25 protein-coding genes are annotated in these 27,000 nt (G+C 59.4%); 15 read left to right on the plus strand and 10 right to left on the minus strand.

Annotated features, from left to right (window positions below):
• Window positions 1–5: 5 nt before the first annotated feature.
• The gene (mfd, locus tag KUIN1_RS09925; RefSeq protein ID WP_011267304.1) at window positions 6–3,458 is read right to left on the minus strand and encodes a transcription-repair coupling factor; all 3,453 of its coding nucleotides are present in this window, start codon (window positions 3,456–3,458) and stop codon (window positions 6–8) included.
• 190 nt (window positions 3,459–3,648) lie between these two features.
• On the opposite strand from mfd, the gene KUIN1_RS09930 reads away from it, so the two are divergent.
• A complete protein-coding gene (locus KUIN1_RS09930; RefSeq protein WP_024640601.1) occupies window positions 3,649–5,112 on the plus strand; it encodes a glyceraldehyde-3-phosphate dehydrogenase in 1,464 nt (487 codons plus the stop codon).
• Between the two features lie 147 nt (window positions 5,113–5,259).
• Complete coding sequence (locus KUIN1_RS09935) at window positions 5,260–6,522, plus strand: MFS transporter (RefSeq protein WP_152091960.1); 1,263 nt, start codon at window positions 5,260–5,262, stop codon at window positions 6,520–6,522.
• Between the two features lie 64 nt (window positions 6,523–6,586).
• On the opposite strand, the gene KUIN1_RS09940 is transcribed toward KUIN1_RS09935, so the two are convergent.
• Window positions 6,587–7,879 carry an MFS transporter gene (locus KUIN1_RS09940; protein WP_003405709.1) on the minus strand — a complete coding sequence of 431 codons (1,293 nt, stop codon included), beginning with the start codon at window positions 7,877–7,879 and terminating at the stop codon, window positions 6,587–6,589.
• Window positions 7,880–8,261: 382 nt separating this feature from the next.
• On the opposite strand from KUIN1_RS09940, the gene KUIN1_RS09945 reads away from it, so the two are divergent.
• Window positions 8,262–9,284 (plus strand): FAD:protein FMN transferase, encoded by a 1,023-nt coding sequence (locus tag KUIN1_RS09945; protein ID WP_172980044.1) that lies wholly within the window; start codon window positions 8,262–8,264, stop codon window positions 9,282–9,284.
• 165 nt (window positions 9,285–9,449) lie between these two features.
• Window positions 9,450–10,844: a Si-specific NAD(P)(+) transhydrogenase gene (gene sthA / locus KUIN1_RS09950; RefSeq protein ID WP_003436620.1), complete on the plus strand. Its 1,395-nt coding sequence runs from the start codon at window positions 9,450–9,452 to the stop codon at window positions 10,842–10,844.
• Between the two features lie 42 nt (window positions 10,845–10,886).
• Here the strand turns inward: sthA and KUIN1_RS09955 are convergent, their stop codons facing one another.
• Entirely contained in the window at window positions 10,887–11,609 is a 723-nt protein-coding gene (locus tag KUIN1_RS09955; RefSeq protein WP_003405702.1) for a glycerophosphodiester phosphodiesterase, read from the minus strand.
• 41 nt (window positions 11,610–11,650) lie between these two features.
• Window positions 11,651–12,238, minus strand: a complete 588-nt coding sequence (locus tag KUIN1_RS09960; RefSeq protein ID WP_058821961.1) for a PilZ domain-containing protein — start codon at window positions 12,236–12,238, stop codon at window positions 11,651–11,653.
• A 102-nt stretch (window positions 12,239–12,340) separates the two neighbouring features.
• Between KUIN1_RS09960 and KUIN1_RS09965 the strand changes: the two genes are divergently transcribed.
• The 4 genes from KUIN1_RS09965 to queF all read left to right on the plus strand — a co-directional run bounded on the left by KUIN1_RS09965 (window position 12,341) and on the right by queF (window position 16,563).
• Complete coding sequence (locus KUIN1_RS09965) at window positions 12,341–13,591, plus strand: lipoprotein-releasing ABC transporter permease subunit (RefSeq protein WP_003405692.1); 1,251 nt, start codon at window positions 12,341–12,343, stop codon at window positions 13,589–13,591.
• A gap of 7 nt (window positions 13,592–13,598) precedes the next feature.
• Window positions 13,599–14,282, plus strand: a complete 684-nt coding sequence (gene lolD, locus KUIN1_RS09970) for a lipoprotein-releasing ABC transporter ATP-binding protein LolD (protein WP_172452211.1) — start codon at window positions 13,599–13,601, stop codon at window positions 14,280–14,282.
• Between the two features lie 75 nt (window positions 14,283–14,357).
• Window positions 14,358–15,602 carry a lipoprotein-releasing ABC transporter permease subunit gene (locus KUIN1_RS09975; RefSeq protein WP_152091962.1) on the plus strand — a complete coding sequence of 415 codons (1,245 nt, stop codon included), beginning with the start codon at window positions 14,358–14,360 and terminating at the stop codon, window positions 15,600–15,602.
• A 130-nt stretch (window positions 15,603–15,732) separates the two neighbouring features.
• A complete protein-coding gene (queF, locus tag KUIN1_RS09980; protein ID WP_116886361.1) occupies window positions 15,733–16,563 on the plus strand; it encodes an NADPH-dependent 7-cyano-7-deazaguanine reductase QueF in 831 nt (276 codons plus the stop codon).
• Window positions 16,564–16,712: 149 nt separating this feature from the next.
• On the opposite strand, the gene KUIN1_RS09985 is transcribed toward queF, so the two are convergent.
• Together KUIN1_RS09985 and KUIN1_RS09990 are read right to left on the minus strand one after the other, a co-directional pair.
• Window positions 16,713–16,982 carry a DUF4404 family protein gene (locus KUIN1_RS09985; RefSeq protein WP_003407026.1) on the minus strand — a complete coding sequence of 90 codons (270 nt, stop codon included), beginning with the start codon at window positions 16,980–16,982 and terminating at the stop codon, window positions 16,713–16,715.
• A gap of 103 nt (window positions 16,983–17,085) precedes the next feature.
• Entirely contained in the window at window positions 17,086–17,694 is a 609-nt protein-coding gene (locus tag KUIN1_RS09990; RefSeq protein ID WP_003407024.1) for a hypothetical protein, read from the minus strand.
• Between the two features lie 198 nt (window positions 17,695–17,892).
• Here KUIN1_RS09990 and KUIN1_RS09995 point away from each other — a divergent pair, with 198 nt between their 5' ends.
• Window positions 17,893–18,594, plus strand: coding sequence for an MlaA family lipoprotein (locus tag KUIN1_RS09995; protein WP_003407022.1), 702 nt, complete (start codon window positions 17,893–17,895; stop codon window positions 18,592–18,594).
• 88 nt (window positions 18,595–18,682) lie between these two features.
• On the opposite strand, the gene KUIN1_RS10000 is transcribed toward KUIN1_RS09995, so the two are convergent.
• Window positions 18,683–18,982 carry a PilZ domain-containing protein gene (locus tag KUIN1_RS10000; protein WP_032655216.1) on the minus strand — a complete coding sequence of 100 codons (300 nt, stop codon included), beginning with the start codon at window positions 18,980–18,982 and terminating at the stop codon, window positions 18,683–18,685.
• 267 nt (window positions 18,983–19,249) lie between these two features.
• Here KUIN1_RS10000 and rssB point away from each other — a divergent pair, with 267 nt between their 5' ends.
• Entirely contained in the window at window positions 19,250–20,434 is a 1,185-nt protein-coding gene (gene rssB, locus KUIN1_RS10005; RefSeq protein WP_003407019.1) for a two-component system response regulator RssB, read from the plus strand.
• Window positions 20,431–20,916, plus strand: coding sequence for an anti-sigma factor antagonist RssC (gene rssC, locus KUIN1_RS10010; RefSeq protein WP_003315067.1), 486 nt, complete (start codon window positions 20,431–20,433; stop codon window positions 20,914–20,916). Before rssB ends, rssC begins: the two co-directional genes overlap by 4 nt.
• An 85-nt stretch (window positions 20,917–21,001) precedes the next feature.
• Here the strand turns inward: rssC and tal are convergent, their stop codons facing one another.
• Window positions 21,002–21,943: a transaldolase gene (tal, locus tag KUIN1_RS10015; RefSeq protein WP_024642154.1), complete on the minus strand. Its 942-nt coding sequence runs from the start codon at window positions 21,941–21,943 to the stop codon at window positions 21,002–21,004.
• Between the two features lie 352 nt (window positions 21,944–22,295).
• On the opposite strand from tal, the gene KUIN1_RS10020 reads away from it, so the two are divergent.
• From KUIN1_RS10020 to KUIN1_RS10035, 4 genes are all read left to right on the plus strand, one after another.
• Window positions 22,296–23,558, plus strand: a complete 1,263-nt coding sequence (locus tag KUIN1_RS10020) for a M20/M25/M40 family metallo-hydrolase (protein WP_032655213.1) — start codon at window positions 22,296–22,298, stop codon at window positions 23,556–23,558.
• 137 nt (window positions 23,559–23,695) lie between these two features.
• Window positions 23,696–24,139 carry a LexA family protein gene (locus KUIN1_RS10025; RefSeq protein WP_054092462.1) on the plus strand — a complete coding sequence of 148 codons (444 nt, stop codon included), beginning with the start codon at window positions 23,696–23,698 and terminating at the stop codon, window positions 24,137–24,139.
• Window positions 24,140–24,217: 78 nt separating this feature from the next.
• A complete protein-coding gene (locus tag KUIN1_RS10030; protein ID WP_024642150.1) occupies window positions 24,218–24,457 on the plus strand; it encodes a hypothetical protein in 240 nt (79 codons plus the stop codon).
• Between the two features lie 133 nt (window positions 24,458–24,590).
• A complete protein-coding gene (locus KUIN1_RS10035; RefSeq protein ID WP_172980095.1) occupies window positions 24,591–25,718 on the plus strand; it encodes a sensor histidine kinase in 1,128 nt (375 codons plus the stop codon).
• Between the two features lie 93 nt (window positions 25,719–25,811).
• Here the strand turns inward: KUIN1_RS10035 and KUIN1_RS10040 are convergent, their stop codons facing one another.
• Both KUIN1_RS10040 and KUIN1_RS10045 read right to left on the minus strand, forming a co-directional pair.
• Window positions 25,812–26,105, minus strand: a complete 294-nt coding sequence (locus tag KUIN1_RS10040) for a hypothetical protein (RefSeq protein ID WP_172980045.1) — start codon at window positions 26,103–26,105, stop codon at window positions 25,812–25,814.
• Between the two features lie 79 nt (window positions 26,106–26,184).
• Window positions 26,185–27,000 (minus strand): isocitrate lyase/PEP mutase family protein, encoded by an 816-nt coding sequence (locus KUIN1_RS10045; RefSeq protein WP_024660675.1) that lies wholly within the window; start codon window positions 26,998–27,000, stop codon window positions 26,185–26,187.

Below are 27,000 nucleotides of genomic sequence, written 5' to 3' on the forward strand. Positions count from 1 at the left end.
ATCCTTCAAGCAGTTTTCGGGGTCAGGCGCTCAAGCAGCGCTTCGATCGTATTGAAGCGCTCTTCCGGGCGCTCCATGGGAACCATGAATTTGAACAGTGTGGCGCCTTCGAACTTGTAGCGGTTGGGCTGGCTCTGAATCAGCTTGATCAGGGTCAAAGGATCAACCGGCGTCTCGGCCGCGAACTCGATACGGCCACCTTGCGGGCCACCGTCGATTTTCCGGATGCCCAGCTGTTCGGCGTGCAGTTTGAGCAGCGTGATACGCACCAGATTCTTGGTCGGCTCCGGAAGCAGGCCGAAGCGGTCGATCATTTCGACCTGCAGGTCCTTGAGGGCCTCTTCGTCAGCGGCGTTGGCAATGCGCTTGTAGAGAATCAGGCGCGTGTGCACATCCGGCAGATAGGCTTCGGGGATCAAGGCCGGCACGCGCAGGTTGATTTCCGGTCCGCCGCCCAGCGGCTGATCGAGATTGGGCTGTTCGCCCTTGCGAATCGACTTCACCGCGCGCTCGAGCATTTCCATGTACAGGGTAAAGCCCACCGCCTGGATCTGGCCGCTCTGGCCGTCCCCGAGCAGTTCGCCTGCGCCACGGATCTCCAGGTCGTTGGTGGCGAGCACGAAGCCCGCGCCAAGGTCCTGAGTATTGGCAATCGCTTCCAGACGCTTTTCGGCGTCGTGGGTAATCTGTTTGCGTGGCGGGGTCAGCAGGTAGGCATAGGCCTGGTGGTGACTGCGCCCGACACGACCGCGCAACTGGTGCAACTGGGCCAGACCGAACTTGTCGGCGCGCTCGATGATGATGGTGTTGGCGCTCGGCACGTCGATGCCGGTCTCGATGATTGTCGAGGCGATCAGCACATTGAAGCGCTTGTGGTAGAAATCGCTCATCACCTGTTCGAGTTCGCGCTCGCGCATCTGCCCGTGGCCGATGCCGATACGTGCTTCCGGCACCAGTTCGGCCAGATCGGCGGCGCATTTCTCGATGGTCTTGACGTCGTTGTGCAGGTAATAGACCTGGCCGCCGCGCAACAGCTCACGCAGCAAGGCTTCCTTGATGGTCGGCTTGTTCTGCTCCATCACGAAGGTGCGCACCGACAGCCTGCGCGCCGGTGGCGTAGCGATGATCGACAGGTCGCGCATGCCCGACACGGCCATGTTCAGGGTGCGCGGGATCGGCGTTGCGGTCAGGGTCAGAATATCGACCTCGCTGCGCAGCGCCTTGAGCTGTTCTTTCTGGCGAACGCCAAACCGGTGTTCTTCGTCGATGATCACCAAGCCGAGGTTTTTGATCTTGACGTCATCCTGCAACAGCTTGTGCGTACCGATGACGATGTCGATCTTGCCCTCGGCCAGATCGGCAACTGCGGCGCTGACTTCCTTGGCCGACTTGAAGCGGCTCATTACCTCGACGGTCACCGGCCAGTCGGCGAAACGGTCGCGGAAGCTGTTGTAGTGCTGCTGCGCGAGCAGGGTGGTCGGCACCAGAATGGCCACCTGACGCCCGCCATGCACAGCGATGAAGGCGGCACGCATGGCCACTTCGGTCTTGCCGAAACCCACGTCGCCACAGACCAGACGATCCATCGGCTTGGGCGCCAGCATGTCGGCGCGCACGGCGTCGATGGTGGTCTGCTGATCCGGTGTCTCTTCGAACGGGAAGCCTGCGCTGAAGGTCGCGTAATCGGCTTTCGGGTCGGCAAACGCATAGCCTTCGCGGGCCGCGCGACGCGCGTAGATATCCAGCAGTTCGGCGGCCACGTCACGGACCTGCTCGGCAGCCTTGCGTTTGGCTTTCTGCCAGGTTTCCGAGCCCAGGCGGTGCAGCGGCGCGGTTTCGTCGTCGCTGCCGGTGTAGCGGGCAATCAGGTGCAGGTTGGCGACGGGTACGTACAGCTTGGCGTCTTCGGCGTAGGCCAGCATCAGGAATTCGGCGACCTGGTTTTCGACTTCCAGCGTCGCAAGCCCGAGATAACGACCCACGCCATGATCGATGTGCACCACCGGCGCGCCTTCGCGCAGCTCGGTGAGGTTCTTGATGACTGCGTCGTTGTTGCCGCCGTCGGTGCGCTTTTCGCGGCGACGGCGCTGCATGACGCGCTGGCCGAACAGCGGGCTTTCTGCGATCAGCGCCAGGGCTGGTTGTTCCAGCAGCAGGCCTTCGTCAAGCGGTGCGATGGTGATTGCCAGCCGGTCCTTGCCGTCGACGAAGTCCAGCCAGCTGTCGACGGTTTTGGGTCGCAGCTTGAGGCGTTCGAGCAGTTCCAGCAGCACTTCCCGGCGTCCGGCGGACTCGGCGGTGAACAGCACGCGACCGGGGAAGTCATCCAGAAACGTCGACAGGGCCGCCAGTGGTTGAGTGGCCTTGGCTTCGATGGACAGGTCCGGCAGGGACTGCGCCGGGAAGCGCTCGCGTCCGGCACCGGCGTCGACATCCTGCTGGCTGGCGACCACGCGCGGCCAGTTTTTCAGGCGCGCGAAACAGTCTTCTACCGGTAGAAACAATTCTGCGGGCGGCAGCAGCGGCCGGGCAGGGTCGACGCGGCGTTCTTCATAGCGGTTGCGCACGTCGTTCCAGAAGTTCTCGGCAGCCTGCTCAATGCCCGGCAGGGAAAACACCTGGGTGTCCTGCGGCAGGTAATCGAACAGCGTCGAGGTTTCCTCGAAGAACAGCGGGATGTAGTACTCGATGCCGGCAGGCGTGATGCCGCTGCTCAAGTCCTGGAAAATCGGGCTGCGTCGGAAGTCCACGTCGAAGCGCTCGCGAAAGCGCGCCTTGAAGCGTGTGACTTCTTCTTTCTGTAACGGGAATTCACGGGCAGGCAACAGGCGCACCGACTCGACCTTGTCGATGGAGCGCTGGGTGTCCGGATCGAAGGTGCGCAGCGTTTCGATTTCATCGTCGAACAGGTCGATCCGAAACGGCAGCTTGCTGCCCATCGGGAACAGATCGATCAGCGCCCCGCGCACGGTGAACTCGCCATGTTCGTAGACCGTATCCACATACCGGTAGCCGCTGGCTTCCAGGCGCGTACGCATGGCTTCCACATCGAGCTTCTGGCCGACATCCAGCACCAGGCTGCTGCCGAGCAGAAATTTGGTCGGCGCCAGTCTATGTAGGGCGGTGGTGATGGGAACTACCAAAACGCCATGCTCCAGTTCCGGCAGGCGATAGAGGCTGGCAATACGCTGGGAAATGATGTCCTGGTGCGGCGAAAACAGGTCGTAGGGCAGGGTTTCCCAGTCCGGGAAGTGCAGAACCGGCAGCGTAGGTGCAAAAAACTTCAGCTCTTGCTCGAGCCGCTCGGCGCTTTGGCTGTCGGCGGTCAGCAGCAGGGTGAAGCGCTTGGCCGCGCTGGCGGCTTCGGCAATGGCCAGGCTCAGTGTGGCACCGGGAAGATTGCCCCAGTGTTGTTTGCCTGCAGCGGCAGAAAGATGCGGTAGACGCAGAACTGGCACGGGAAGGTCGGGCTCCAGGCGTTGCAACAGGGGCGGCGATTGTAACGGGGGAAGGTGGTGGCTGTCAGTTTTCCGGAGTATTACCGAGTATTTACGGGCGAAAATTATGTAGTGCGCGTCGATATGACAGCCGTGCATTGCTCATAAACAAAGGCGCGGTCATAATGTAGCCCCTTTTTTCAGCCCCTACATGTGGAAGGTTCCCGTGACTCAGAAGCCCGACCAGTGTCTTGGTGAATGGATTGATCGTGAAGCTCTCGCCGAAGCGATGATCCCGCTCATCGGTCAGCTCTACCGCAATAATAATGTGGTGAGCTCGATCTATGGCCGTAGCCTGATCAACCGTTCAGTCATCGCGATTCTCAAAGCTCACCGCTTTGCGCGTCATCGTCAGTCCGATGCGGTTGAGTTGTCCGTACACGAGACGTTCCCGCTGATCAAGGCGATGAGCGAGCTCAAGCTGGGTGCCGCTTCGGTGGACCTGGGCAAGCTGGCGGTGAAGTTCAAGACCGAAGGCAATGGCCGCACGCCAGAGCAGTTCGTCCGTGAAGAACTGGCCAGTGTAGTGGGGCAGCAGGGCGCCAGCCCACGCAAGGGCACCGACGTCGTGCTGTACGGTTTCGGTCGTATCGGTCGCCTGCTGGCGCGGATCCTGATCGAGAAGACCGGTGGTGGCGACGGCCTGCGTCTGCGCGCCATCGTGGTCCGCAAGGGCGCGGAAAACGATCTGGTCAAGCGCGCCAGCCTGTTGCGCCGTGACTCGGTTCACGGTCCGTTCGATGGCACCATCACCATCGACGAAGCCAACAGCACGCTCACCGCCAACGGCAACCTGATTCAGGTGATCTACGCCAAGAACCCGTCCGAGGTGGATTACACCCAGTACGGTATCAAGGACGCTCTGCTGGTGGACAACACCGGTGTATGGCGTGATGCCGAAGGTCTGGGTCAGCATCTGGCCTGCCCGGGCATCGACCGCGTGGTCCTGACCGCGCCGGGCAAAGGCAAGCTGAAGAACATCGTGCACGGTATCAACCACGGTGAAATCACTGCGGACGACAAGATCGTCTCGGCGGCATCCTGCACCACCAACGCCATCGTGCCGGTGCTCAAGGCGGTCAACGACAAGTTCGGCATCACCAACGGTCACGTCGAAACGGTTCACTCGTACACCAACGACCAGAACCTGATCGACAACTTCCACAAGGGCGATCGTCGCGGCCGTAGCGCCGCGTTGAACATGGTCATCACCGAAACCGGTGCGGCCACCGCTGCTGCCAAGGCATTGCCCGAGCTGGCCGGCAAGCTGACCGGCAACGCGATTCGTGTTCCGACGCCGAACGTGTCCATGGCCATTCTCAACCTCAACCTCGAGAAGCAGACCACTCGCGAAGAAATGAACGAGTACCTGCGCTACATGGCGCTGCACTCGGACCTGCACAAGCAGATCGACTTCGTGAACTCGCAGGAGGTGGTCTCCACTGACTTCGTTGGCTCGCGTCACGCCGGTGTCGTGGATGCCGAAGCGACCATCGTCAACGACAACCGCGTTGTGCTGTATGTCTGGTACGACAACGAATTCGGTTACAGCCATCAGGTGGTTCGCGTGATGGAAGACATGGCAGACGTCAATCCGCCAGCTTTTCCGCAGTAAACGTTGAACGCTTAAGCTGCCCGGTCTGACCGGGACAGCAGATAAACGGGCCGAACCCTGCGCAGGCAGGCTTCGGCCCGTTTTGTTTTGTGGCTGACCATGAGAATCTGTCACGCGCAGATTTTCTGGACGATGGAGTCACCAAGGATGAGCAGTTCGGCCCTGGACGGTTCGCAACACCCCCTCAAAAGCAGCTTCTTCCTGCTGTTTCTGACGATCTTCATCCCCTTTGGGCTGGGGCATTTTGTTTCCTACCTGTTTCGCACCGTCAACGCAGTGATTTACGTCGACCTGCAGACCGACCTGAGCTTGCCCGCCAGCAGTCTGGGCTTGCTGACTGGTGTGTATTTTCTGACCTTCGCAGCCGCGCAGATTCCGCTCGGCGTCCTGCTGGACCGCTATGGGCCACGCAGCGTGCAGGCGCCGATGCTGCTGTTCGCGGTCGCCGGTTCGGTCATCTTCAGTATTTCCAGCACCGAGACAGGGCTGTTGATCGGGCGAGGGCTGATTGGCCTCGGGGTGGCAGGCTCGCTGATGAGTGCGATCAAGGCGTGCGCCATCTGGTTGCCGGTCGAGCGTTTGCCACTGAGTACTGCCTGCCTGCTGTCGATCGGCGGGCTGGGCGCGATGGCGTCGACCACGCCATTGCATGCGTTGCTGAGCTGGTTGACCTGGCGAGAAGCGTTTCTGGTTCTGGCGCTGCTGACCTTTTGTGTGGCGGTGGTCATACACCTCAGCGTCCCCAAGACCTACGAGAGCAAAAACACTCGCTACGCCGACATGTTTGCCGCTGTCGGCAAGCTTTACGCGTCGTGGACATTCTGGCGTCTGGCGTTGTATTCGGTGTTCGCGCATGCCATCTACATGTCGGTGCTGTCATTGTGGATGGGGCCGTGGTTGCGCGATATGGCCGGCCTGAGTGATTCCGCTATGGCCAATGTGCTGTTGTTCGGAGCCATCGCGATGGTGGCAGGGGCTCTGACGTTCGGCGCGATCACCGATTACCTGCGCAGGTTCGGCGTACAGCCGATCATGATCTGTGGCACCGGTATGCTGATCTTCATCGGCTTTCAGGTGCTGATGGCCAGCGGCTTGCCGGTATCGCCTTACCTGATTGCCATGGGCTTCAGCTTCTTTGGCACCTCGACGACCATGAACTACGCCATTGTGGCGCAATCGGTGTCGCCGGAGCTGGCGGGCAGGGTCAGTTCCTCGTTCAATCTGGTGGTGTTCGTGCTGGCGTTTTTCCTGCAGTGGCTGATGGGAGCAGTACTTAATCTGTGGCCAGCGCCCCAGGGTGCCGGTCACCCGCTTGAGGCTTATCAGTTGTCGTTGGGCCTCATGATTGCGCTGCAATTGCCTGGCGTGCTGCTCTGGCTCAGCTTTCGGCCCTGGAAACGCAAGGTCTGAAAACGCAAAACCCCGGCCGAGAGACTCTCGAGCCGGGGTTTTCTTGTTGCAATGCCGCGATCAATCAGCTGGCGGAAGCCGCGACAGGCGCTTCAAGCTTCTGCCCACCCTTGCGGAACAGTATCAGCGTCGCAACCAGACCCAGCACCGCTGCGCCGGTCAGCCAGATACCTGGCGCTGCCTTGTTGTCCAGTACGTGAATCAGGTAAGTACAGGCCGCCGGGGTAAAACCACCGAAGGTTGCAGTCGCCAGGCTGTAGGCCAGCGAGAAGCCGGTGGTGCGGACGTCGACCGGCATGATCTCGGTCAGCGCCACAACCATTGCCCCGTTGTAGGAGCCATACAGGAACGACAGCCACAACTCGACCATCAGCAGGTTGCCGAAGCTTGGGTGTGCGACTAGCCACGACAGGGCAGGGTAAGCGGTGGCGATAGCCAGTACGGTCGCCGCAATCAGCAGCGGCTTGCGGCCGATGCGGTCCGAGAACGAGCCCATGATCGGCAGCCAGATGAAGTTGGACACACCAACGCAGACCGTCACCAGCAGGCTTTCAAGGTCTGTCAGGTTCAGTTCGTTCTTGCCGAACGTCGGGGTGTAAGCGGTGATCAGGTAGAACGTCACGGTGGTCATGACCACCAGCGCCATGCCGCCCAGCACCAGACCGAAGTTCTGGCCGATAGAGCGCACCACTTCACTCAGCGTCGGGCGATGCGTGCGGGCTTCGAATTCCGGCGACTCTTCCAGCGAGCGACGGATGATGAAGATGGCCGGTACGATCAGGCAGCCGATCAGGAACGGCACGCGCCAGCCCCATTCACCCATCTGCTCCGGGCTCAGCCAGTGGTTGAGACCCACGCCCAGCAAGCCGGCGAAGACCACGGCGGCCTGTTGGCTGGCGGACTGCCAGCTGACGAAGAAGCCTTTGCGGCCCGGTGTCGAGATTTCAGCCAGGTACACCGAAACACCACCCAGTTCCACACCTGCCGAGAAACCTTGCAGCAAACGACCGAGCAGCACCAGCAAGGGGGCGATGACGCCCAATGTGGAGTAGCCCGGCACGCAGGCAATCAACAGAGTGCCCATTGCCATCATCGCGAGGGTGATAATCAGCCCTTTGCGACGCCCGTGACGGTCGATGTAGGCACCGAGAAAGATTGCGCCCAGCGGACGCATCAAGAAGCCTGCGCCGAAGGTCGCCAGCGACAGCATCAACGAAGCGAAAGCGCTGTCGGAAGGGAAGAAGGTTTTTGCGATGGCCGTGGCATAGAAGCCGTAGACCATGAAATCGAACATCTCGAGGAAGTTACCGCTGACAACGCGAAAGATCGCTTTGCCCTTACTTGTTGTGGAGGCCATTTAGTTACTCGCTCAGGCTCGTCGGCTTGGAGTCCGTTGTCGTTTTTATCCCGTTCGCATCGCCATTTCGTGTGTGCAACTGGCGATGCGCACTTGTAACAGTATGTGTAACAGGGCTCAAAGACAACCGTTTCGGCGATTTGCTATCAGTTAACTGACGCTTGACAGGTCAAGACAATTGAGAACGTGCGGCGTGTCGTTTTGATGAAACTTGATGAACAGACCGTGCGCGCAGGGAGCATTAATGGCCCTCGACCACTCAATATGAGGGTCGGCCTTGTATCGGGACGGTTCACTGGGTGTCAGAGCAGGTTATGGACGCTTTTCTGGCTTGTTCGCCAATGGCAGCAAGTCACTCTGAAGGTTTTTTATAGTGCGGGGCATGGGTTTGCGTAGGTTCGGCAAGGTTGCAGGGTGCCTCGTGTTGCTGGTGTGCAGTGGTTGTGGTCAGGAACGCAAGCTGGAAAGCTTTGGCGGGCCGACCATGGGCAGTCATTATTCCGTGGTGTATGCGCGCGCTTCCGGGCAGCCGGAGCCTGCGGCTGTGCGTCCCGAGGTCGAAGCGATTCTGGACGAGGTCGATCAGCAGATGTCGCTCTGGCGCGCGGATTCGGATATCGAGCGCTTCAATGCGTTGCCTGCCAATAGCTGCCAGGTGATGCCGGAACCGGTCTTGAAACTGATCGGCGTGGGCGAACAGTTGGCGCAGGAGAGCGACGGAGCCTTCGATCTGACGGTCAAGCCGTTGATGGACCTGTGGGGGTTGGGGCCTCATACGCTGTTCGAGCAGATGCCGCTGGTGCGGCAACTGGCCCGGACTCAGGCGCTGGTCGGTTATCGCAACCTGCGCATCGTCGGCGACCGGTTGTGCAAGAGTGCCGCCGTGCAAGTGGACCTCAACAGCATCGCCGCCGGCTATGCGGTCGATCGGATCAGCGAACGGATGGACGCGCTCGGCTTGCACGATTATCTGGTGCAGGCCACGGGTGAACTGAAAGTCAGCGGGCTCAAGCCCGACGGCTCGCCCTGGCGGGTGACCCTGGACGCGCCGCTCGATGATGGCACTGTCACGCAAAAAGTGTTTCCGCTGAAAGGCTACGCCGTGTCTACGTCGGGCGACTATCGTCGCTACGTCGACCATGCCGGGTGGCGCATTTCCGATACGCTCGATGCCTTGAGCGGTAAGCCGATCATCCACAGTCTGGCGTCAGTGACAGTCATTCAGCCCTCGGCGCTGATGGCTGACGGTCTGTCTTCCCTGCTGTTGATTCTCGGCCCGCAGCGCGGTTGGGATTATGCGCAAGAACATAAAATCCCTGCTTTTTTTGTGATTCGTGCCGATAAGCGCTTTATCATCCGCAGCAACGCGTCGTTTGATCATCTGGTTGTGCAGCAGCCGCGCTAAGTCAGCGGGCCGGATCATCCGGTCAGTTGCGCCATGTGCAGACAAAAATTGGCCTTCGACGCGACCAAGGGTTAATGTTCGCCGCCTCGGTGCAGCGCTAGACTGCGCCGCGTGATTTAGCCAGAGATGCCAGAGTGGCGCCTCGGTCTGTTTAAAGGAGTACGCATGGCTGTCTACAACTACGACGTAGTGGTACTGGGTTCCGGCCCTGCCGGAGAAGGCGCGGCAATGAACGCCGCCAAGGCGGGGCGCAAGGTCGCCATGGTCGACAGCCGTCGGCAAGTGGGCGGTAACTGCACCCATTTGGGCACCATTCCGTCCAAGGCCCTGCGTCACTCGGTCAAGCAGATCATTCAGTTCAACACCAACCCGATGTTTCGTGCCATCGGCGAGCCGCGCTGGTTTTCGTTTCCGGATGTGTTGAAAAACGCTGAAATGGTCATCTCCAAGCAAGTGGCCTCGCGCACCAGTTACTACGCCCGCAACCGCGTCGACGTGTTCTTCGGCACCGGCAGTTTTGCCGACGAGACCAGCATCAACGTGGTCTGCACCAACGGTGTGGTGGAAAAGCTGGTGGCCAACCAGATCATCATCGCCACCGGTTCGCGCCCCTATCGGCCGGCCGACATCGATTTCAGTCACAAGCGCATCTACGACAGCGACACCATCCTCAGCCTGGGCCATACCCCGCGCAAGCTGATCATTTACGGTGCCGGTGTGATCGGCTGCGAATACGCCTCGATCTTCAGCGGCCTTGGCGTGCTGGTCGAGCTGGTGGATAACCGTGATCAGTTGCTGAGCTTCCTGGATTCGGAAATCTCCCAGGCGCTGAGCTATCACTTCAGCAACAACAACGTGATGGTTCGCCACAACGAAGAGTACGAGAAGGTCGAAGGTCTGGATAACGGCGTTATCCTGCACCTGAAGTCCGGCAAGAAGATCAAGGCCGATGCCTTGCTGTGGTGCAACGGCCGTACCGGCAACACCGACAAGCTGGGTCTTGAGAACATCGGTCTGAAGGCCAACGGCCGTGGTCAGATCGAAGTGGACGAGACCTACCGCACCAGCGTTTCCAACGTCTACGGCGCCGGCGATGTGATTGGCTGGCCAAGCCTGGCCAGTGCTGCTTACGACCAGGGTCGTTCGGCCGCGGGCAGCATGGTCGACAATGGCAGTTGGCGTTATGTCAACGATGTGCCGACCGGGATCTACACGATTCCCGAGATCAGCTCGATCGGCAAGAACGAACACGAACTGACGCAGGCCAAGGTGCCTTACGAGGTGGGCAAGGCGTTCTTCAAGGGCATGGCGCGCGCGCAGATTTCCGGTGAGCGGGTCGGGATGCTGAAGATCCTGTTCCACCGCGAGACGCTCGAGGTGCTGGGCGTGCATTGCTTCGGCGACCAGGCGTCCGAGATCGTGCACATCGGTCAGGCAATCATGAGCCAGCCGGGTGAAGCGAACACCATGAAGTACTTCGTCAACACCACGTTCAACTACCCGACCATGGCCGAAGCCTATCGGGTAGCCGCATACGACGGCCTCAACCGGCTTTTTTAAGCGACTCCGGCCGGTGGCCTGAGCCGGCCGGGGAGACCGATTTCAGTGATTCCCGAGCGTGGCGGTGGCCAAACCGGGAAAGTCTGTAATCAGGCTGTCGACGCCGAAATCAGCGAGCCTGCGCATCAGTGCAGGCTCGTTGACTGTCCACACCGACACATGCAGGCCCTGACGCTGTGCTTTCTGCAGGCGCTCCGGGGTACACAGTGTCCAGTTCAATGCCAGAATTTCACAGCCGTAGCTCTGGGCGACCTTCAACGGGTCGAGCCAGGCGTACTCGGCTACCAGCCCGCGCGAAATGTCCGGCGTCAGGTCCAGAGCGGCGCGCAGCACTTCGCGTGAGCTGGAGGTGATCGTCACCTTGTCCAGCAAGCCATGGCGCTGAGCCATTTCACGAATCGCCAGCACGGTATTGGCGGCGCGAGTGCGTGAGGCGCTTTTGACTTCCAGCTGCCAGTGCTCGAAAGCGCATTGCTCGAAGAGTTCTTCCAGGCGTGGAATCGGGCACGGCGAGACCCAGCCGGGGCCACCCTTGCGCGCGTCATAGGTCACCAGGTCGGCGGCGAGGTGTTCATTGACCTTGCCGCGCCGGTCGGTGGTGCGCTTGAGGGTCGGGTCATGAATGACCATCAACTCTCCATCCTTTGAAAGATGCAGGTCCAGTTCACAGCGGCGCACGCCGTGCTTGAGGCATTCCTGAAAGCTGGTCAGGGTATTTTCCGGTGCTTCGCCCTTGGCGCCGCGGTGGCCGTAGATAAGGGTCACGTTTACTCCTGGCTACTGATAGTGATAAAGGGGCCGGGCGTTCAATTTCCGGAGGGCTGGCCTTGTTCCAGCGCCTGACGCCGCTGCTGAGCCTGACGCTGCAACACATGGCGGGCGAGTAACTGGCGCTGCGCATCCGGGAGATTGACGAACTCGGTACTGATATAGAAATTGCTGTCGGCCAGCGTGTCGCATTGCGAAACCCTGGCGCGCAGCATCAGACCCGCGGCCTGGGGCATGAGCACCATCTTGATCGACAGTTGTTCGCCGACGGCAAAAGCCTGTTGCGAATTGAACTGAATCCCGCCTTCAGACAGCTTGACCGGCTGAGGCGCGCCCAGCTTGCCCAGTGCGGTGTGGGCAACCACTTCGCCCAGCAGGTCGATGCGCTTGCTCAGCGACTTGAGAAAACTGTTCAGCACCCGGTCGCGCTCGTCGAGCTGGCGCATCAGATGCTGCGACTCGAACTCGCTGACATGCAGCTCGCTGAGCAGGTCGAACAGCGTCGAGGTGTCCTGCATGGCATCCTGGCTTGCCTGGTCGGCGGCAGACAGGGGGTTAATTTCCAGTGCGACGCTGTCGTCGATACGGTAGTATTCGCGGCGTCCTGCTTCATCTAATGTCGACATGGCGAACCCAAGCTAGCGGCGGTGGTCAGAGAGTTTCGAGTGTAAAGCTGCACGTCAAGGCCCGCCACACGGACGTCCTCATTCCTGCGAACAAATTCCTACATGTTCAGACCTCTTTTTGTATTTATCGGCACGCGCTACACCCGTGCGAAGCGACGCAATCATTTTGTTTCCTTCATCTCCCTGACCTCCATGATCGGCCTCGCCCTGGGCGTTGTGGTCATGATAGTCGTGTTATCGGTGATGAACGGTTTCGATCACGAAATGCGTACCCGCGTGCTCGGCATGGTGCCGCACGCGACCATCGAATCGGCTGACCCGATCACCGACTGGCGCGGTCTGGCCGCGAAGGTTCAGGAAAACCCGCAGGTGCTGGCCGTTGCGCCGTTCACCCAGATGCAGGGCTTGCTGACTCACGACGGCAAGGTCCAGAAAGTGCTGCTCAACGGTATCGACCCGCTTGAAGAGCGCAAGGTCTCGATCATTGACCACTTCATCAAGCAGGGCCAGCTCGACAGTCTGTCGCCCGGCAGCTTCGGCATCATGATCGGCGACAAGGCCGCGGCCAAGCTGGGCGTCGGCATCGGCGACAAGCTGACCTTCGTTGCGCCTGAAGTGACGGTGACGCCAGCCGGGATGTTCCCGCGCATGAAGCGCTTCGAGGTGACCGGCATCTTTCACGTCGGCGCCGGCGAAATCGACGGCTTCCTGGGGCTGACCAACCTTGATGACCTGGGGCGTCTGCACCGCTGGAAGCCCAATCAGGTGCAGGGCCTGCGTCTCAAGTTCGACGACCTGTTCGCGGCGCCGCGCACCTCGTGGGAAATCGCGCAGAAGCTGGGCGAAAACAATTTCTACTCGCGTGACTGGACGCGCACCCACGGCAACCTGTATCAGGCGATCCGCATGGAGAAAGCCATGATCGGTCTGTTGCTGCTGCTGATCGTGGCGGTGGCGGCCTTCAACATCATTTCCACGCTGGTGATGGTGGTCAATGACAAGAAGGGCGACATCGCGATTCTGCGTACCCTGGGCGCTACGCCGCGACAGATCATGGCGATATTCATGGTCCAGGGCACAGTGATCGGCGTGGTTGGCACGCTGATCGGCGCGGCACTGGGTATTCTGGCGGCGCTCAATGTCAGCGCAGCCATTTCCGCACTCGAAGGGCTGATCGGCCACAAGTTTCTCAACGCCGACGTCTACTTCATTGATTACCTGCCTTCGCAACTGATGGCCCAGGACGTGTTCCAGGTCTGTGGTGCAGCGTTGGTCCTGAGTTTCCTCGCCACCCTGTATCCCGCCTGGCGTGCTGCGCGCACCCAGCCGGCGGAGGCGTTACGTTATGAGTGAGTCGGGCATGTCTGATAAAGCAGTATTGAGTTGCCGCAACCTGGGTAAATCCTACGAGGAAGGCCCGGAGTCGGTGGTGGTGTTGTCCGGCCTGCAGCTGGAATTGCACCCTGGCGAGCGTGTCGCGATCGTCGGCAGTTCGGGGTCGGGCAAAAGTACCTTGCTCAACCTGTTGGGCGGTCTGGACACGCCGTCCGAAGGCAGTGTCTGGCTGGCGGGCGAAGAGTTGTCGGCGCTGGGCGAAAAGGCTCGCGGCCTGCTGCGTAACCGGGCGCTGGGCTTCGTCTACCAGTTCCACCACCTGCTGCCCGAATTCACCGCGCTTGAAAACGTCTGCATGCCGTTGTTGATCGGCCGTACGCCGATCCCCGAAGCCCGCAAGCGCTCCACTGCATTGCTGGAGCGTGTCGGCCTCGGTCATCGTCTGGCGCACAAGCCTTCGGAGCTGTCCGGTGGTGAGCGTCAACGTGTGGCGATTGCCCGTGCCCTGATCAATCAGCCGGGTCTGGTGATGCTTGACGAGCCAACCGGCAACCTCGATCACCACACCGCGCAGGGCATTCAGGACCTGATGCGTGAATTGAGCACGTCATCGCGCACGGCGTTTCTGATCGTGACCCACGACATGAGCCTGGCCCGGCAAATGGACCGTGTCCTGCGTCTGGAAGACGGCCGCCTCGTCGAGGCCTGATCGACCCGGCCCGGCGCAATTCATCGCGTCGGGTTCCAGTTTTTATACGGTGTATTTTTCCACGGTGCTTCGCGAATGTTCAGACCGTTACCCATCTTCATCGGCATGCGCTATACCCGCGCCAAACGCCGCAAAAGCTTCATCTCGTTCATTTCGATGACCTCGATGATCGGTCTGGCACTCGGTGTCCTGGCGATGATCGTGGTGCTGTCGGTCATGAACGGTTTCCAGCGGGAAATGAGCTCGCGGATTCTCGGCATGGTGCCGCACGCGGTGATTGCCGGTACCACTCCGGTCGATGACTGGAAGCCGCTGGCCGACGCTGCGCTGAAAAACCCTGAAGTGACCGCTGCCGTGCCGTTCACCGACATGGAAGGCATGCTCTCCTACAAGGGCTCGATGCAGCCGATCCAGATCAGCGGCGTAGACCCAGCGCTGGAACATGAAGTGTCGATCGTCACGCAGCACATCACCCGCGGAAACCTCGAAGACCTCAAGCCGGGCGAGTTCGGCGTAGTGCTCGGCGATATCACCGCGCGCCGCTTTCGCCTGAGCATCGGCGACAAGCTGACCCTGATCGTCCCGGAAGTCAGCAGCGCTCCTGGCGGCATCACGCCGCGCATGCAACGCCTGACCGTCGTGGGTATCTTCAAGGTCGGTGCCGAACTGGATGGTTCGATGGGCCTGATCAACATCGCCGATGCGGCGCAGATGCAACGCTGGCAGCCCAATCAGGTTCAGGGCGTGCGACTGGCGCTCAAGGATCTGTACAAGGCGCCCCAGGTGTCCACCGCCATTGCCGCCGGTCTGGGTGAAGGCTATCGCGCCGATGACTGGACCCACACCCAGGGCAGCCTGTTCAGTGCCATGAAGATGGAAAAGACCATGATCGGTCTGTTGCTGCTGATGATCGTCGCTGTGGCTGCGTTCAACATCATTGCCACGCTGATCATGGTGGTCAACGACAAGGGCGCAGACATCGCCATCCTGCGCACCATCGGCGCCACGCCGCGGCAGATCATGGCGATCTTCGTGGTACAGGGCACCGTCATCGGCATCGTCGGTACCTTGATCGGCGGCATCTTGGGGATTATTGCGGCGCTGAACGTCAGCAGCCTGGTGGGCTGGGTCGAGCGGGTCAGCGGTCAGCACATCTTCAGTTCCGATGTGTATTTCATCAGCAACCTGCCTTCCGAACTGCAGGCCGGTGACGTGCTGTTGATCTGCGGTGCCGGGTTTATCCTGAGCTTTCTGGCGACCATCTACCCCGCATGGCGCGCCGCGCAGATCCAGCCAGCGCATGCACTGCGTTACGAGTGACAGGGCCTGAGTCACCTTCGTCGAGGCCGCAGGGCGGCCTGCGAGGGTGGCGGGGCAGAGCGGATTTTCGCTGAAAGCCCCAGGCAAACGCTATAAACTCGCCGCGTTCATTCATGATCCAGGTATCGCCATGCATCCCGCAGCCGAACACTCGCCGCTGGGCAAGTCCAGTGAGTACATCGCCACCTACACGCCGTCTCTGTTGTTCCCGATCCCGCGTGCCGCCAAATGGGCCGAGCTTGGGCTCACCGCGCAGACGCTGCCTTATCAGGGTGTCGATTTCTGGAACTGCTACGAGCTGTCATGGCTGCTGCCTTCCGGCAAGCCGGTGGTGGCCATTGGCGAGTTCAGTATCCCGGCCGAATCGCCGAACATCATCGAATCGAAGTCATTCAAGCTGTACCTCAATTCGTTGAATCAGACGGCTTTCGCGACCGTCGAACAGCTGCAGACCACCCTCGAACAGGATCTCTCGGCTGCTGCGGGCAAGCCGGTTGGCGTGCGTATTCGCAGCCTGGCGGAAATCGAAGAGGAGGGTGTTGCTGCGTTGCCGGGCGTGTGTATCGACGACCTGGACATCTCGGTCAGCAGCTATGACCGGCCGCAGCCAGAGTTGCTGTGTTGTGATGACTCGCGGGTGGTGGCAGAGAGCGTGCACAGTCATCTGCTCAAATCCAACTGTCCGGTCACCAGCCAGCCTGACTGGGGCAGCGTAGTGGTCGAATATCGCGGCGCAGCGCTGGATCACGCCAGCCTGCTGGCGTATATCGTCAGCTTCCGCCAGCACTCGGATTTTCATGAACAGTGCGTGGAAAGAATCTTCCTCGACCTGCAGCGCCTGCTCAAGCCGGCGAAGCTCACTGTGTATGCGCGCTACGTGCGCCGCGGTGGGCTGGACATCAACCCGTACCGCAGCACTGAAACGCTCGACGTAGACAACCGCAGGCTGGCGCGGCAGTAGTGTCTGAGGCCCGCGGAGCGGACGCAGAGCGTCCGGAGCGACATTCCCACGCGGAGCGTGAGGAACGATAGGTGTCAGTAGTGCCGATGCTCCGCGTCGCACCGCGCATCAGCGTTCGGACGCAGAGCCAGCAGAGCGGCATTCCCCGATCAGACTCCGATGTTACCCAGCGTCTGCACGATGTTGCGCAAGGTCCCGGCAATGGTCGGATGCTCCAGCTCGAAACGCTCGACGGCCAGATTCACACCATCAGCCAGGCTGCTGTCCTGCTCGTGGGTGGCCTGTTCCAGCTGAATTTTAGTTTCAATTTGTTGCATGAGTTCGCGCAGATTTTCCCGCTCGGACTCTGACATCGGCGGGTTGTGCTCCAGTTGCTCGCGCAGGGTATTGAGTTGTTCTTGCAGTTCGCGGGCAGGCATGAGGTGCTCCTTGATTGATAAGTCTGTCTCATGGACTTCGCCGAAGAGCTAAAGGTCCATGTTCACTCAAGACTAATCCAGTCTGCACCTGGCTGCATGTGTATCAGGGTTTTTCGCCTTTGCTGCGACGCAGTGCGATGTCGGCCAGGCAGGATTCCAGTTCGCCCAGGTGGTCGATCACCGAATGCACTCCCAGCGAGTAGAGTTTGAGCGTGGCCTGTGCGCGTCGCCGTTCGCGTTCGGCATCGCTGAGTGCCTGCCATTGTGAAGGCGAGAGCCCGCACAGTGGGCCGCAGGATGCCAGGCCAATGGTCCACAGCCCGGCGTTCAGCCCGGACTGCAACAGGCGCGGGTCGCCGCTGATCAGTACGCAGCCATCCAGGTGGCTGACTTTCAGGGCCATCAATGCCATCCAGCAGGCATCCGGGGCGGGCCAGCCTGCGGTCGGGCGTGGGGCGGGAATCATCCAGTCACTCACCGGTGCAGCCAGTGCAGCGCTCACGTTTTCAGGCAGTTCATCGAGCCAGGCGCACGGCATGCTCTGGTCACGCAGGGTCTGCAGAATAGCCTTTGCACCCGGTGTGAGCTGCGTGTGCTCATGGCCGGGTGCGCGCGAGTTTGCGGCCTGCGCACCGAAGTCCACCAGGCAGCCGCTAAGGCCGAACAGCAGGGCAGGGAAGGTTGGCAGAGGCGTGAGGACCGGGGCGAGCATGAGGATCTCTCTGAAATATCGAGAAACGCTACCGATCTTTTGTGACACTTCGATGAAGGTGCGATGACGGAGTTTATCCGGAACCCTTTGCTGACAGACCTGCCTTATTCTCGACAGAAGGCTTTATACTCCCTGTCCTAGCGTGTGGGGCGTAGCACCCGCGTCATTATTTCGATATCTCGATCAGGAGTGTCAGCTATGCCCGTGACCGGTGCAGGCTTTATCAAACGTTTGCTGCAATTGTCCCTGTGTGCCGGCATCGCGCTGGTGCCGGTGGCCGTGCAGGCCGCTGAAGATGATCCGTGGGAAGGCATCAACCGTCCCATTTTCAAATTCAACGATATCCTTGACGCTTACACGCTCAAGCCGTTGGCCAAGGGATATCAGTACATCGCACCGCAATTCGTCGAAGACGGTATCCATAACTTCTTCAGCAACATCGGCGATGTCGGCAATCTGGCGAACAACGTGCTGCAAGCCAAGCCTGAAGCGGCTGGCGTCGACACTGCGCGTCTGATCGTCAACACCACCTTCGGCCTGCTGGGCTTCATCGACGTGGGCACCCGCATGGGCCTGCAACGCAATGATGAGGACTTCGGTCAGACGCTGGGCTACTGGGGCGTGCCGAGCGGCCCGTTCGTGGTCATTCCGTTGCTGGGGCCAAGCACTGTACGTGATGCAATCGCCAAGTACCCGGACACCTACACCTCGCCCTACCGCTACATCGATCACGTCCCGACCCGTAACACCGCACTGGGCGTCAACCTGATCGATACACGTGCCAGCCTGCTGTCTGCCGAGCGCATGGTCAGCGGCGATCGTTACACCTTCATTCGCAATGCCTACCTGCAGAACCGCGAGTTCAAGGTCAAGGACGGCAAGGTTGAAGACGATTTTTAATCGCTACCTTGCATCGGCTTGAATCGATAAAGGCGACCCTGGGTCGCCTTTATTATTTTGTAAAAGTGTGAACCTGTTCCGCCCGTTTTCACTTCATCGAGATGATTGAAAGCCCCAGTTTCTGTCCACCACCTTTTTCATCATTCACCCAGACCACCTCGGTTTCGGCTTCAAGCCCCTTGAGCGCAGGATGGTCGGAGTCAATGCTCACGCTGAGTTTGTCTCCCACCTGGAACGAGCGTGGCGCCTGAACCTGCATGCCCGAGCTGGAAAGGTCAATGCACACGGCGGGAATCACTTGGCCGGCATGGATCAGGTTGACGTCTGCATCGACGCGCATGCGGATGTAATCCCGTTTTTCCTCGTAGTCGCGATCATTTCGACTCATGTACAGTCCTTCGTTTTAGTTGCTGATTTGTGAGTTCTTATAACTCTGGGTGATTTGCGATGTAAAGAGCGCAAAGTGAGGGTAGGAGCATGCTTGAAACACCCGTCGGATGGGAGTACCGTCTGCGCCTTGAAGGGCACCTCTGAAACACGACAGACTTATCAAGTTGTTGCGTGTTATTGCGGAGAGGCTAGAAGCGAATCCAGTAAGCGGGTTCCGGTAATCCCGGGCCGCCTACGCCAACCTGATCTGGCGCCGTTTGCCCCCATGCCAAAAACCAGTGCCAAGCTGCTGATTATCGATGACGACGACGTAGTGCGCGCAAGTCTTGCCGCCTACCTTGAAGACAGTGGCTTCAGCGTTCTGCAAGCGAGTAATGGCTTGCAGGGAATTCAGATATTCGAGCAGGAGAACCCCGATCTGGTGGTCTGCGACTTACGCATGCCACAGATGGGAGGGCTTGAGCTGATCCGTCAGGTGACGGCCATTGCTCCGCAGACGCCTGTCATCGTCGTATCCGGCGCGGGCGTGATGAGCGATGCAGTCGAAGCTTTGCGTCTCGGCGCTGCCGACTACCTGATCAAGCCCCTCGAAGATCTTGCCGTACTCGAGCATTCGGTGCGTCGTGCGCTGGATCGGGCTCGCCTGCTCACTGAAAACCAGGTCTATCGCGAAAAGCTGGAAAAGGCCAATCGCGAACTCGAAGCCAGTCTTCATCTGTTGCAGGAAGACCAGGACGCGGGTCGGCAAGTGCAGATGAACATGCTGCCGATCACGCCGTGGTCAATTGACGCGTTCAAGTTCGCGCACCAGATCATTCCATCGTTGTACCTGTCCGGCGACTTTGTCGATTATTTCAGGGTCGACGAACGGCGCGTCGCCTTCTATCTGGCTGATGTTTCAGGGCATGGTGCGTCATCGGCGTTCATCACCGTGCTGCTGAAGTTCATGACCACTCGGCTGCTGTTCGAGTCCAAGCGTGGCGGCACGCTTCCGGAATTCAAGCCGTCTGATGTGCTGGGGCATATCAACCGTGGCCTCATCAGTTGCAAGCTGGGCAAGCACGTTACGATGGTCGGCGGTGTCATCGACGAAGAGTCAGGTAAACTGACGTACGCAGTGGGCGGACATCTGCCATTGCCTGTGTTGTATTCCGAAGGGCAGGCGCATTATCTGGAAGGTCGTGGACTGCCTGTCGGGTTGTTCAACGAGGCCACCTATCAGGATCACGAAATCGATCTGCCCGAGTCCTTCAGTCTGACCATGTTGTCTGATGGCATACTGGACTTGTTACCCGGTGATACACTCAAAGAGAAAGAAGCCGTCCTTCCCGAATTGGTCAAGGCGGCTGGCGGCAGCCTGGATGGCTTGCAGCGGGTTTTTGAATTGGCAACGCTAGGGGAGATGCCGGATGATATCGCCTTGTTAGTGTTAAGCAGGAATCTTGAATGAGTACCGGTAGAATCCAGTTCGCCGAGCAGGAAGGCACCTTCGTTCTCAAGTTCGTGGGTGAAGTGCGGTTGACGCTGTGTTCGGCCCTGGATGCGACTATCGAGCGCATCTTCACTGCGCTGAATTTCTCGGCGGTGGTCATTGATCTGACCGAGACGCGCAGCATTGACAGCACCACGCTGGGCTTGCTGGCCAAACTGTCGATTCTGTCGCGCCAGAAGGTAGGCCTGTTGCCGACCCTTGTGACCACTCACGAGGACATTACGCGCCTGTTGCAGTCGATGGGCTTTGATCAGGTCTTCAACATCGTTGACCGGCCTCTGCCGCGGCCTGAATGCCTGACCGACCTGCCGTCACAGGACCAGTGCGAAGAAGTGGTGAAAGCCAAGGTGCTTGAAGCACACAAGATCCTCATGGGCCTTAACGACTCCAATCGTGAAGCTTTCCATGATCTGGTCAATGCACTGGAAGGTCAGCGCTAGGCATCAGTTGCGTCTGTCTCTCTTATCTCAGAACGGCAGGCAGCAAAAAGGGCGACACCTGCGAAGGTGTCGCCCTTTTTCATGTTCAGGCTTTTTTGGCGGAGAGCAGTGCTTCCAGCTTTTCCTGATCGCGAGCGAACTGGCGAATACCTTCAGCCAGCTTTTCAGTGGCCATGGCATCTTCGTTGGAAGCCCAGCGGAACTGGCTTTCGGTCAAGTTCTTGACCGTACCCAAACGTTTCTCACCTGCATTATCCGGGGTAAGCTTACGCTCCAGGGTGCCGGTATCTTCCGCCAGCTTCTTGAGCAGATCGGTGCTGATGGTCAGGCGATCACAACCAGCCAGCTGTTCGATCTGGTTCAGGTTGCGGAAGCTGGCACCCATGACCACGGTCTTGAAGTCGTTGGCCTTGTAGTAGTTGTAGATGCGCGTTACCGACTGCACGCCCGGGTCTTCTGCGCCGGTGTAATCGGTGCCTGTCGACTTCTTGTACCAGTCGTAGATACGGCCCACGAACGGCGAAATCAGGAACACCCCGGCCTCGGCGCAGGCGACTGCCTGGGCGAAGGAGAACAGCAAGGTCAGGTTGGTCTGGATGCCATCCTTCTCGAGTTTCTCAGCTGCGCGGATACCTTCCCAGGTGGCGGCCAGTTTGATCAGCACCCGATCACGCTTGATGCCTGCGGCGTCGTACAGACCGATCAAACGCTCACTGCGCTCGATCAGGGCGTTGGTGTCGAACGAGAGGCGTGCGTCCACTTCAGTGGATACGCGGCCCGGAACCACCTTGAGAATCTCCTGACCGATGGCGACTGCAAAGCGGTCGCAGGCCAGGCCGATGTCGCCCTTGCTACCATCGAACGCTTCGCCCAGCATCTTGGCGTTGTTTGCGTCGGAAGCGGCCTTGAGCAGCAGGGAAGGGTTGGTGGTGGCGTCCTCGGGTTCGAGGCTCTTGATTGCGCCGAAGTCGCCGGTGTCAGCAACAACGGTGGTGAATTTCTTGAGTTGATCCAGCTTGGAAGTCATGAGCGTGCTCTGTCCTGTGCGGTTGGATGACATTACCCGAGCGCTGTCGACCACTCAAGGCCGCAGCGTTTCTGCTGCCGATGATAGGCCTTGAGGGACGGCATTGTCGTGAATACCTTTGTCTAGACTGTTTTTGAGCCTCGCACTGACCGCTTGTTCCCTCGATATGAATTTAACCTCTGCCTAGCGGCCTGCGCGCTGCGCGATTGCCGGACCTATCAGGCCATCGGGCCTCTGGCAGCAGACATTTGCCTTGATATGAGCCGGTCTCGCAACCGGTCTGGCTTGTGGCGTCGAGCGGCGCATTGGGGTAAAGATGCTGTTCAACTCGCGATCATCTGAAGGAACCAGCATGCATTCACGACGCTTCCCCATCACTGCCGCAATCGGACTTTCCCTGGGGTCCATGGGCGTGTTTTCCATGTTTGCCAACGCCGCCGAGCTGTCACCCGATCAGTTGCTGAAAAAAGCCCAGGCCGAACAACCGGCCTACCTCGACACTGTCCGCCAGCTCGTTGATGTCGATACAGGCACCGGCCAGGCTCCCGGGCTGAAGACCGTCAGCGCAATGCTGGTCGAACGTCTCAAGGCGCTGGGCGCAGAAGTCTCCACCACGCCGGCAGAGCCTTCGGCGGGGGACAATATCGTCGGTACTTTCAAAGGCACCGGCACACGGTCTTTTCTGTTGATGGTTCACTACGACACGGTGTTCGGGCCGGGCACCGCCGCCAAGCGTCCGTTCAGACTCGACAGCGAGCGCGCCTATGGCCCAGGGGTGGCAGACGCCAAGGGCGGCGTGGCGATGATTCTGCATGCGCTGCAGCTGTTGCAGAATGAGCGGTTCAAGGCGTTCGGCACGCTCACTGTGCTCTTCAACCCGGACGAGGAGACCGGCTCCAGCGGCTCGAAAAAAGTCATCGCCGAACTCGCCCGCCAGCATGACTACGTGTTTTCGTTCGAGCCGCCTGACAAGGATGCCGTCACCGTCGCCACCAACGGCATCAATGGCCTGATTCTCGAGGTCAAAGGCAAGTCGTCACACGCAGGCTCTGCTCCCGAGGCCGGACGCAATGCGGCCATCGAGCTGGCGCACCAACTGCTGCAGCTCAAGGACCTCGGCGACCCGGGCAAAGGCACCACTGTCAACTGGACGCTGATCAAGGGCGGGGAGAAGCGCAACATCATTCCATCCAGCGCGTCGGCCGAGGCGGACATGCGCTATTCCGACCTCAGCGAGAGCGATCGCGTATTGGCTGACGGACAAAAGATCGTGAAGAAGACGCTGGTCGATGGCACCGAAGTGACCTTGCGAATGGAAAAAGGCCGGCCGCCGCTGGCCAGAAATCCTGGCTCCGACCAGTTGGCGAAAACCGCGCAGACGCTTTACCAGAAAACCGGTCGCACTCTGGAGCCGATTGCCATGCGTTTCGGTACCGACGCTGGCTATGCCTACGTGCCGGGCAGTGCAAAGCCTGCGGTGCTCGAAACCATGGGCGTGGTCGGTGCCGGCCTGCATGCCGACGATGAATACATCGAATTATCGAGCATCGCACCCAGGCTTTACCTGACCGTGGCGTTGATTACGCAGTTGTCGAAGGGTGATGCAACGCCCTGATGGCCTGTGAGGTGAGCGCTGAAAGGCGTGGTCTTCGGTCCGCGCCATCTGTCGAGGTATCTGGCATTGCGATTGACCTGAGCGCCGATAAACGATTAACTGTATATGTATACAGTTAATCAGAAAAGGCTCGCCTCATGAGTGTTACCTTCCTTGGCCCGTTGTCGGCAGGGGGCATCAAACTCCCGTTCATATCGCTGTCGTCCGTTGGCTCCAGATCGCCAGTGGTCGAGAAGCATGTTTCCATCTCCGAGCTTTGTGAGGTCCGTGAGCCACACGCCTACCTGGCCAGGATCGAAGACCAAGGTATGCAGGGGGGCGGCATGTGCAGCGGGGATATGCTGGTGGTCGACCGCAGCCAGTACGCCGAGCACGGTGACATCGTCGTTGCCTCGCTCAATGCACGGCAGATCTGCCGACGTTTGCACATGCGCGGCGATGTGGTGATTCTGGAATCGCAAAACCCGGATTACCCACCACTGCATGTCACCGACAACGATGACCTGATCATCCTGGGCGTGGTGACCTACAGCCTGAAAAACCTGCTGGAGGGCCGCGCTGCATCATCAGCTCATCGATGAACAGACGCATGTTCTTGCATTGCACGCCGCTGCATGATCTGCTGCCCACTCTTTGGCTTTTACCGGAATACCGAGCGCATGCAAGAACGACTTGACCAGTTACGGCTCCCCAAGCCTGTCCAGGGAGCGATCAGTGATCTGGTGAGGGCGCTCGACGCAACCAGCACCCGTGCCGACGTGGAAGCCGAAGCGGCGTTGCAGATCGAATACATTCACGGTCTGGAGACCAGCAGAAAGCTGCGCCCAGCCGATGCCGAAGCGCTTTACATCATTTTCGACGATGCAGTTCAGGCTCGTTTACAGGCACTTGCCGATTAAATTCGGTATTCCGTTATACCCTTGCCTGTGTGAACTTCACTCCATATTGTATCTGTCCGCCTGATCGGGACGGATACTTGGCTCACCCTACGAATCTGCAGTCTGCAGGGTTCATGTTCAGGTTTGAATGGCTATGCGGTTATCAGGCTTCATCCTCGACAACGTCGAGCCTATCGTGCGCGAATGGACCGATTTCGCACGCACCCTGTCCGCGCTCGGCGAGCCTCTGGATACCGCAGAGCTCAGGGACCATGCCGAGCAAATGCTGCGGGCTATCGCCACTGATCTGCAAACGGATCAGTCGTTGCAGCAACAGGTCGACAAGTCGCAAGGGCACGGCGCGTCAGATGAACAGACCGCAGCGAAAAGCCATGCGATCACTCGATTGATGTCGGGCTTCACCATCGATCAGGTGGTCTCGGAGTTTCGGGCATTACGGGCGAGCGTGATCAAACAGTGGATGTCGCGAGAGGCGCTGGACACTCAACAGCAGATCGAAGACATGATCCGTTTCAACGAGGCGATAGATCAGGCCCTGGCCGAGTCTATCTCCAGCTATACCAGCGCGATCCAGGCGTCACGCAACATCTTTCTGGGCATTCTCGGGCACGACTTGCGCACCCCGCTAAGCGCCATACTGCTGGGTGCCGACGTGTTGTTGCGCACCCATGATCTGGGCGCGCGGCCAACCAAGGTCGCATCGAGGATCTATTCCAGCGTGAAAAGGGCCAACCAGATCGTTGGCGACCTGCTCGACTTCACGCGCTCACAGATCGGTCCCGGCATCCCGCTGAAAAAGACCGAAGTAGACATGCAACCCATCTGCGTCCGCATCGTTGAAGAATCGAGTACGGTCCACCCGGAAGCAGACATTCGTCTGACTTCAGACGAACCGGTCATTGGCCGCTTCGATGGCGATCGCCTGGAGCAGGTCTTCTCCAACCTCATCGGCAACGCCATACAGCACGGCAATAGCAGCGATCCCGTCGAAGTGACGCTGGCCGTCTCGAAGAACGAGCTCCACTTTACCGTCCACAACACCGGCAGCCCGATTCCCGAAGACGTGCTTCCGTTCATCTTCAACCCGATGGACCGTTACTCACCCGAAAAGATGACCGACAACGGACCTTATTCAAGCCTGGGGCTGGGCCTGTTCATCGTCGACAGGATAGTCGATGCGCACGGCGGGCGTATCGAGGTGACGTCGAAAGCGGATCTGGGGACTACGTTTGCGGTGATTATTCCGTTGAATTCGGAGTGAGGTCGCGTGGCGGCGATAGAGTTGCGAGGCAACTGAAGAGCATCCGGATCAGAGCTGCCTGTCCCTGATAACGCGCCCGTCATGGCCTGAAAGTCAGCGCAGGATAATCACACCCTGACGTGCCACACGGATGAGATGCCTGTAGGTGTCCGATCTGCTGCCGTCGGGGGGAAGACAAATGATCAACAGGTCATAAGTATCATCGTCCCATAGACCCATGTCTGCACACCCGTCAAAAAGCCGCATGGCCGGGCTCAGTACCGTCGCCAGGCCTGTCGTCGAAACGGGTAAGTTTTCAACGCCTGCCATCTCAGTTGCCAACTGCTCTGCTTTACCAAACCTCAGCGTCCGCCAGGCCAGACGAAAGGAGCTACGGTTGATCGTCACGCCGTTCTCGAGACCAATAACGGGATTTCGGTTTCTATCGGATATCACATGTATGCTCCATGCAAACACTCGATCCTGGCTAACGCATCACTTCATCGAGCTGATTCAGACTCAGTCCCGATTGTAGAAAATCCAGCCCCTCTGGTTCTTCCAATCCAAGTAAAACAGTGAAGATCTGCCGGTAGGCGTTACGAAACAATGAACTGCCCAGGCTGATCCGGCGAACGCCTACTGCCCTGAGTCTGTCAATCGTCATACCGAAAACAGGCAGGACGTTGAGAGGTTTGCTGAGCGCTCTCTGAATCGCCTCAAGGTCCTCGATCGACTTCACGCCGGGTGCGAACAGACAATCGGCTCCAGCTTCTTCAAACGCGACCAGCCGTTTAATAACCTCGGTCAACGAATACGCGTGCGCTCCAAGCAGATAGTCGGTCCTGGCGGTGACGATGAAATCGGCATCGAGCGCGTGGGCGGCCTCGCTCGCAGCGCGCACCCGATCGCACGCTTCTTCGATGGAGAAATACAGCGGGGTGTCCGGGTCATGATAGTCGGATATATCCTCAATGGACGCACCGGCGCAGCCGACGGTCAGGGCTCTTCTGAAATGCTCCTCGACCTTGCTCAGTGTTTTCGCCAGACCGTTCTCCAGGTCTGCCGTCACGGGTATGTCCACTGCCCGAACGATGCGTTCAATCGCCGCAAAGCGATCTTCATTGTCCATCGAGGGAGATGAATCGCGGTAGCCCTGTGCATAGGCAATCCCCGCGCTGGTGGTGCCGAGGCTGGCGTAGCCCAACTGCTGAATGAGGCGCGCGCTTCCCTCACACCAAGCATTGGGCATGACGAATAACTCATTGCGTTCATGTAACTTTCTGAATGCCTGGCTGGTGTTCAT

This window comes from Pseudomonas sp. KUIN-1 (assembly GCF_009176725.1).
Classification (GTDB): Bacteria; Pseudomonadota; Gammaproteobacteria; order Pseudomonadales; family Pseudomonadaceae; genus Aquipseudomonas; species Aquipseudomonas fragariae.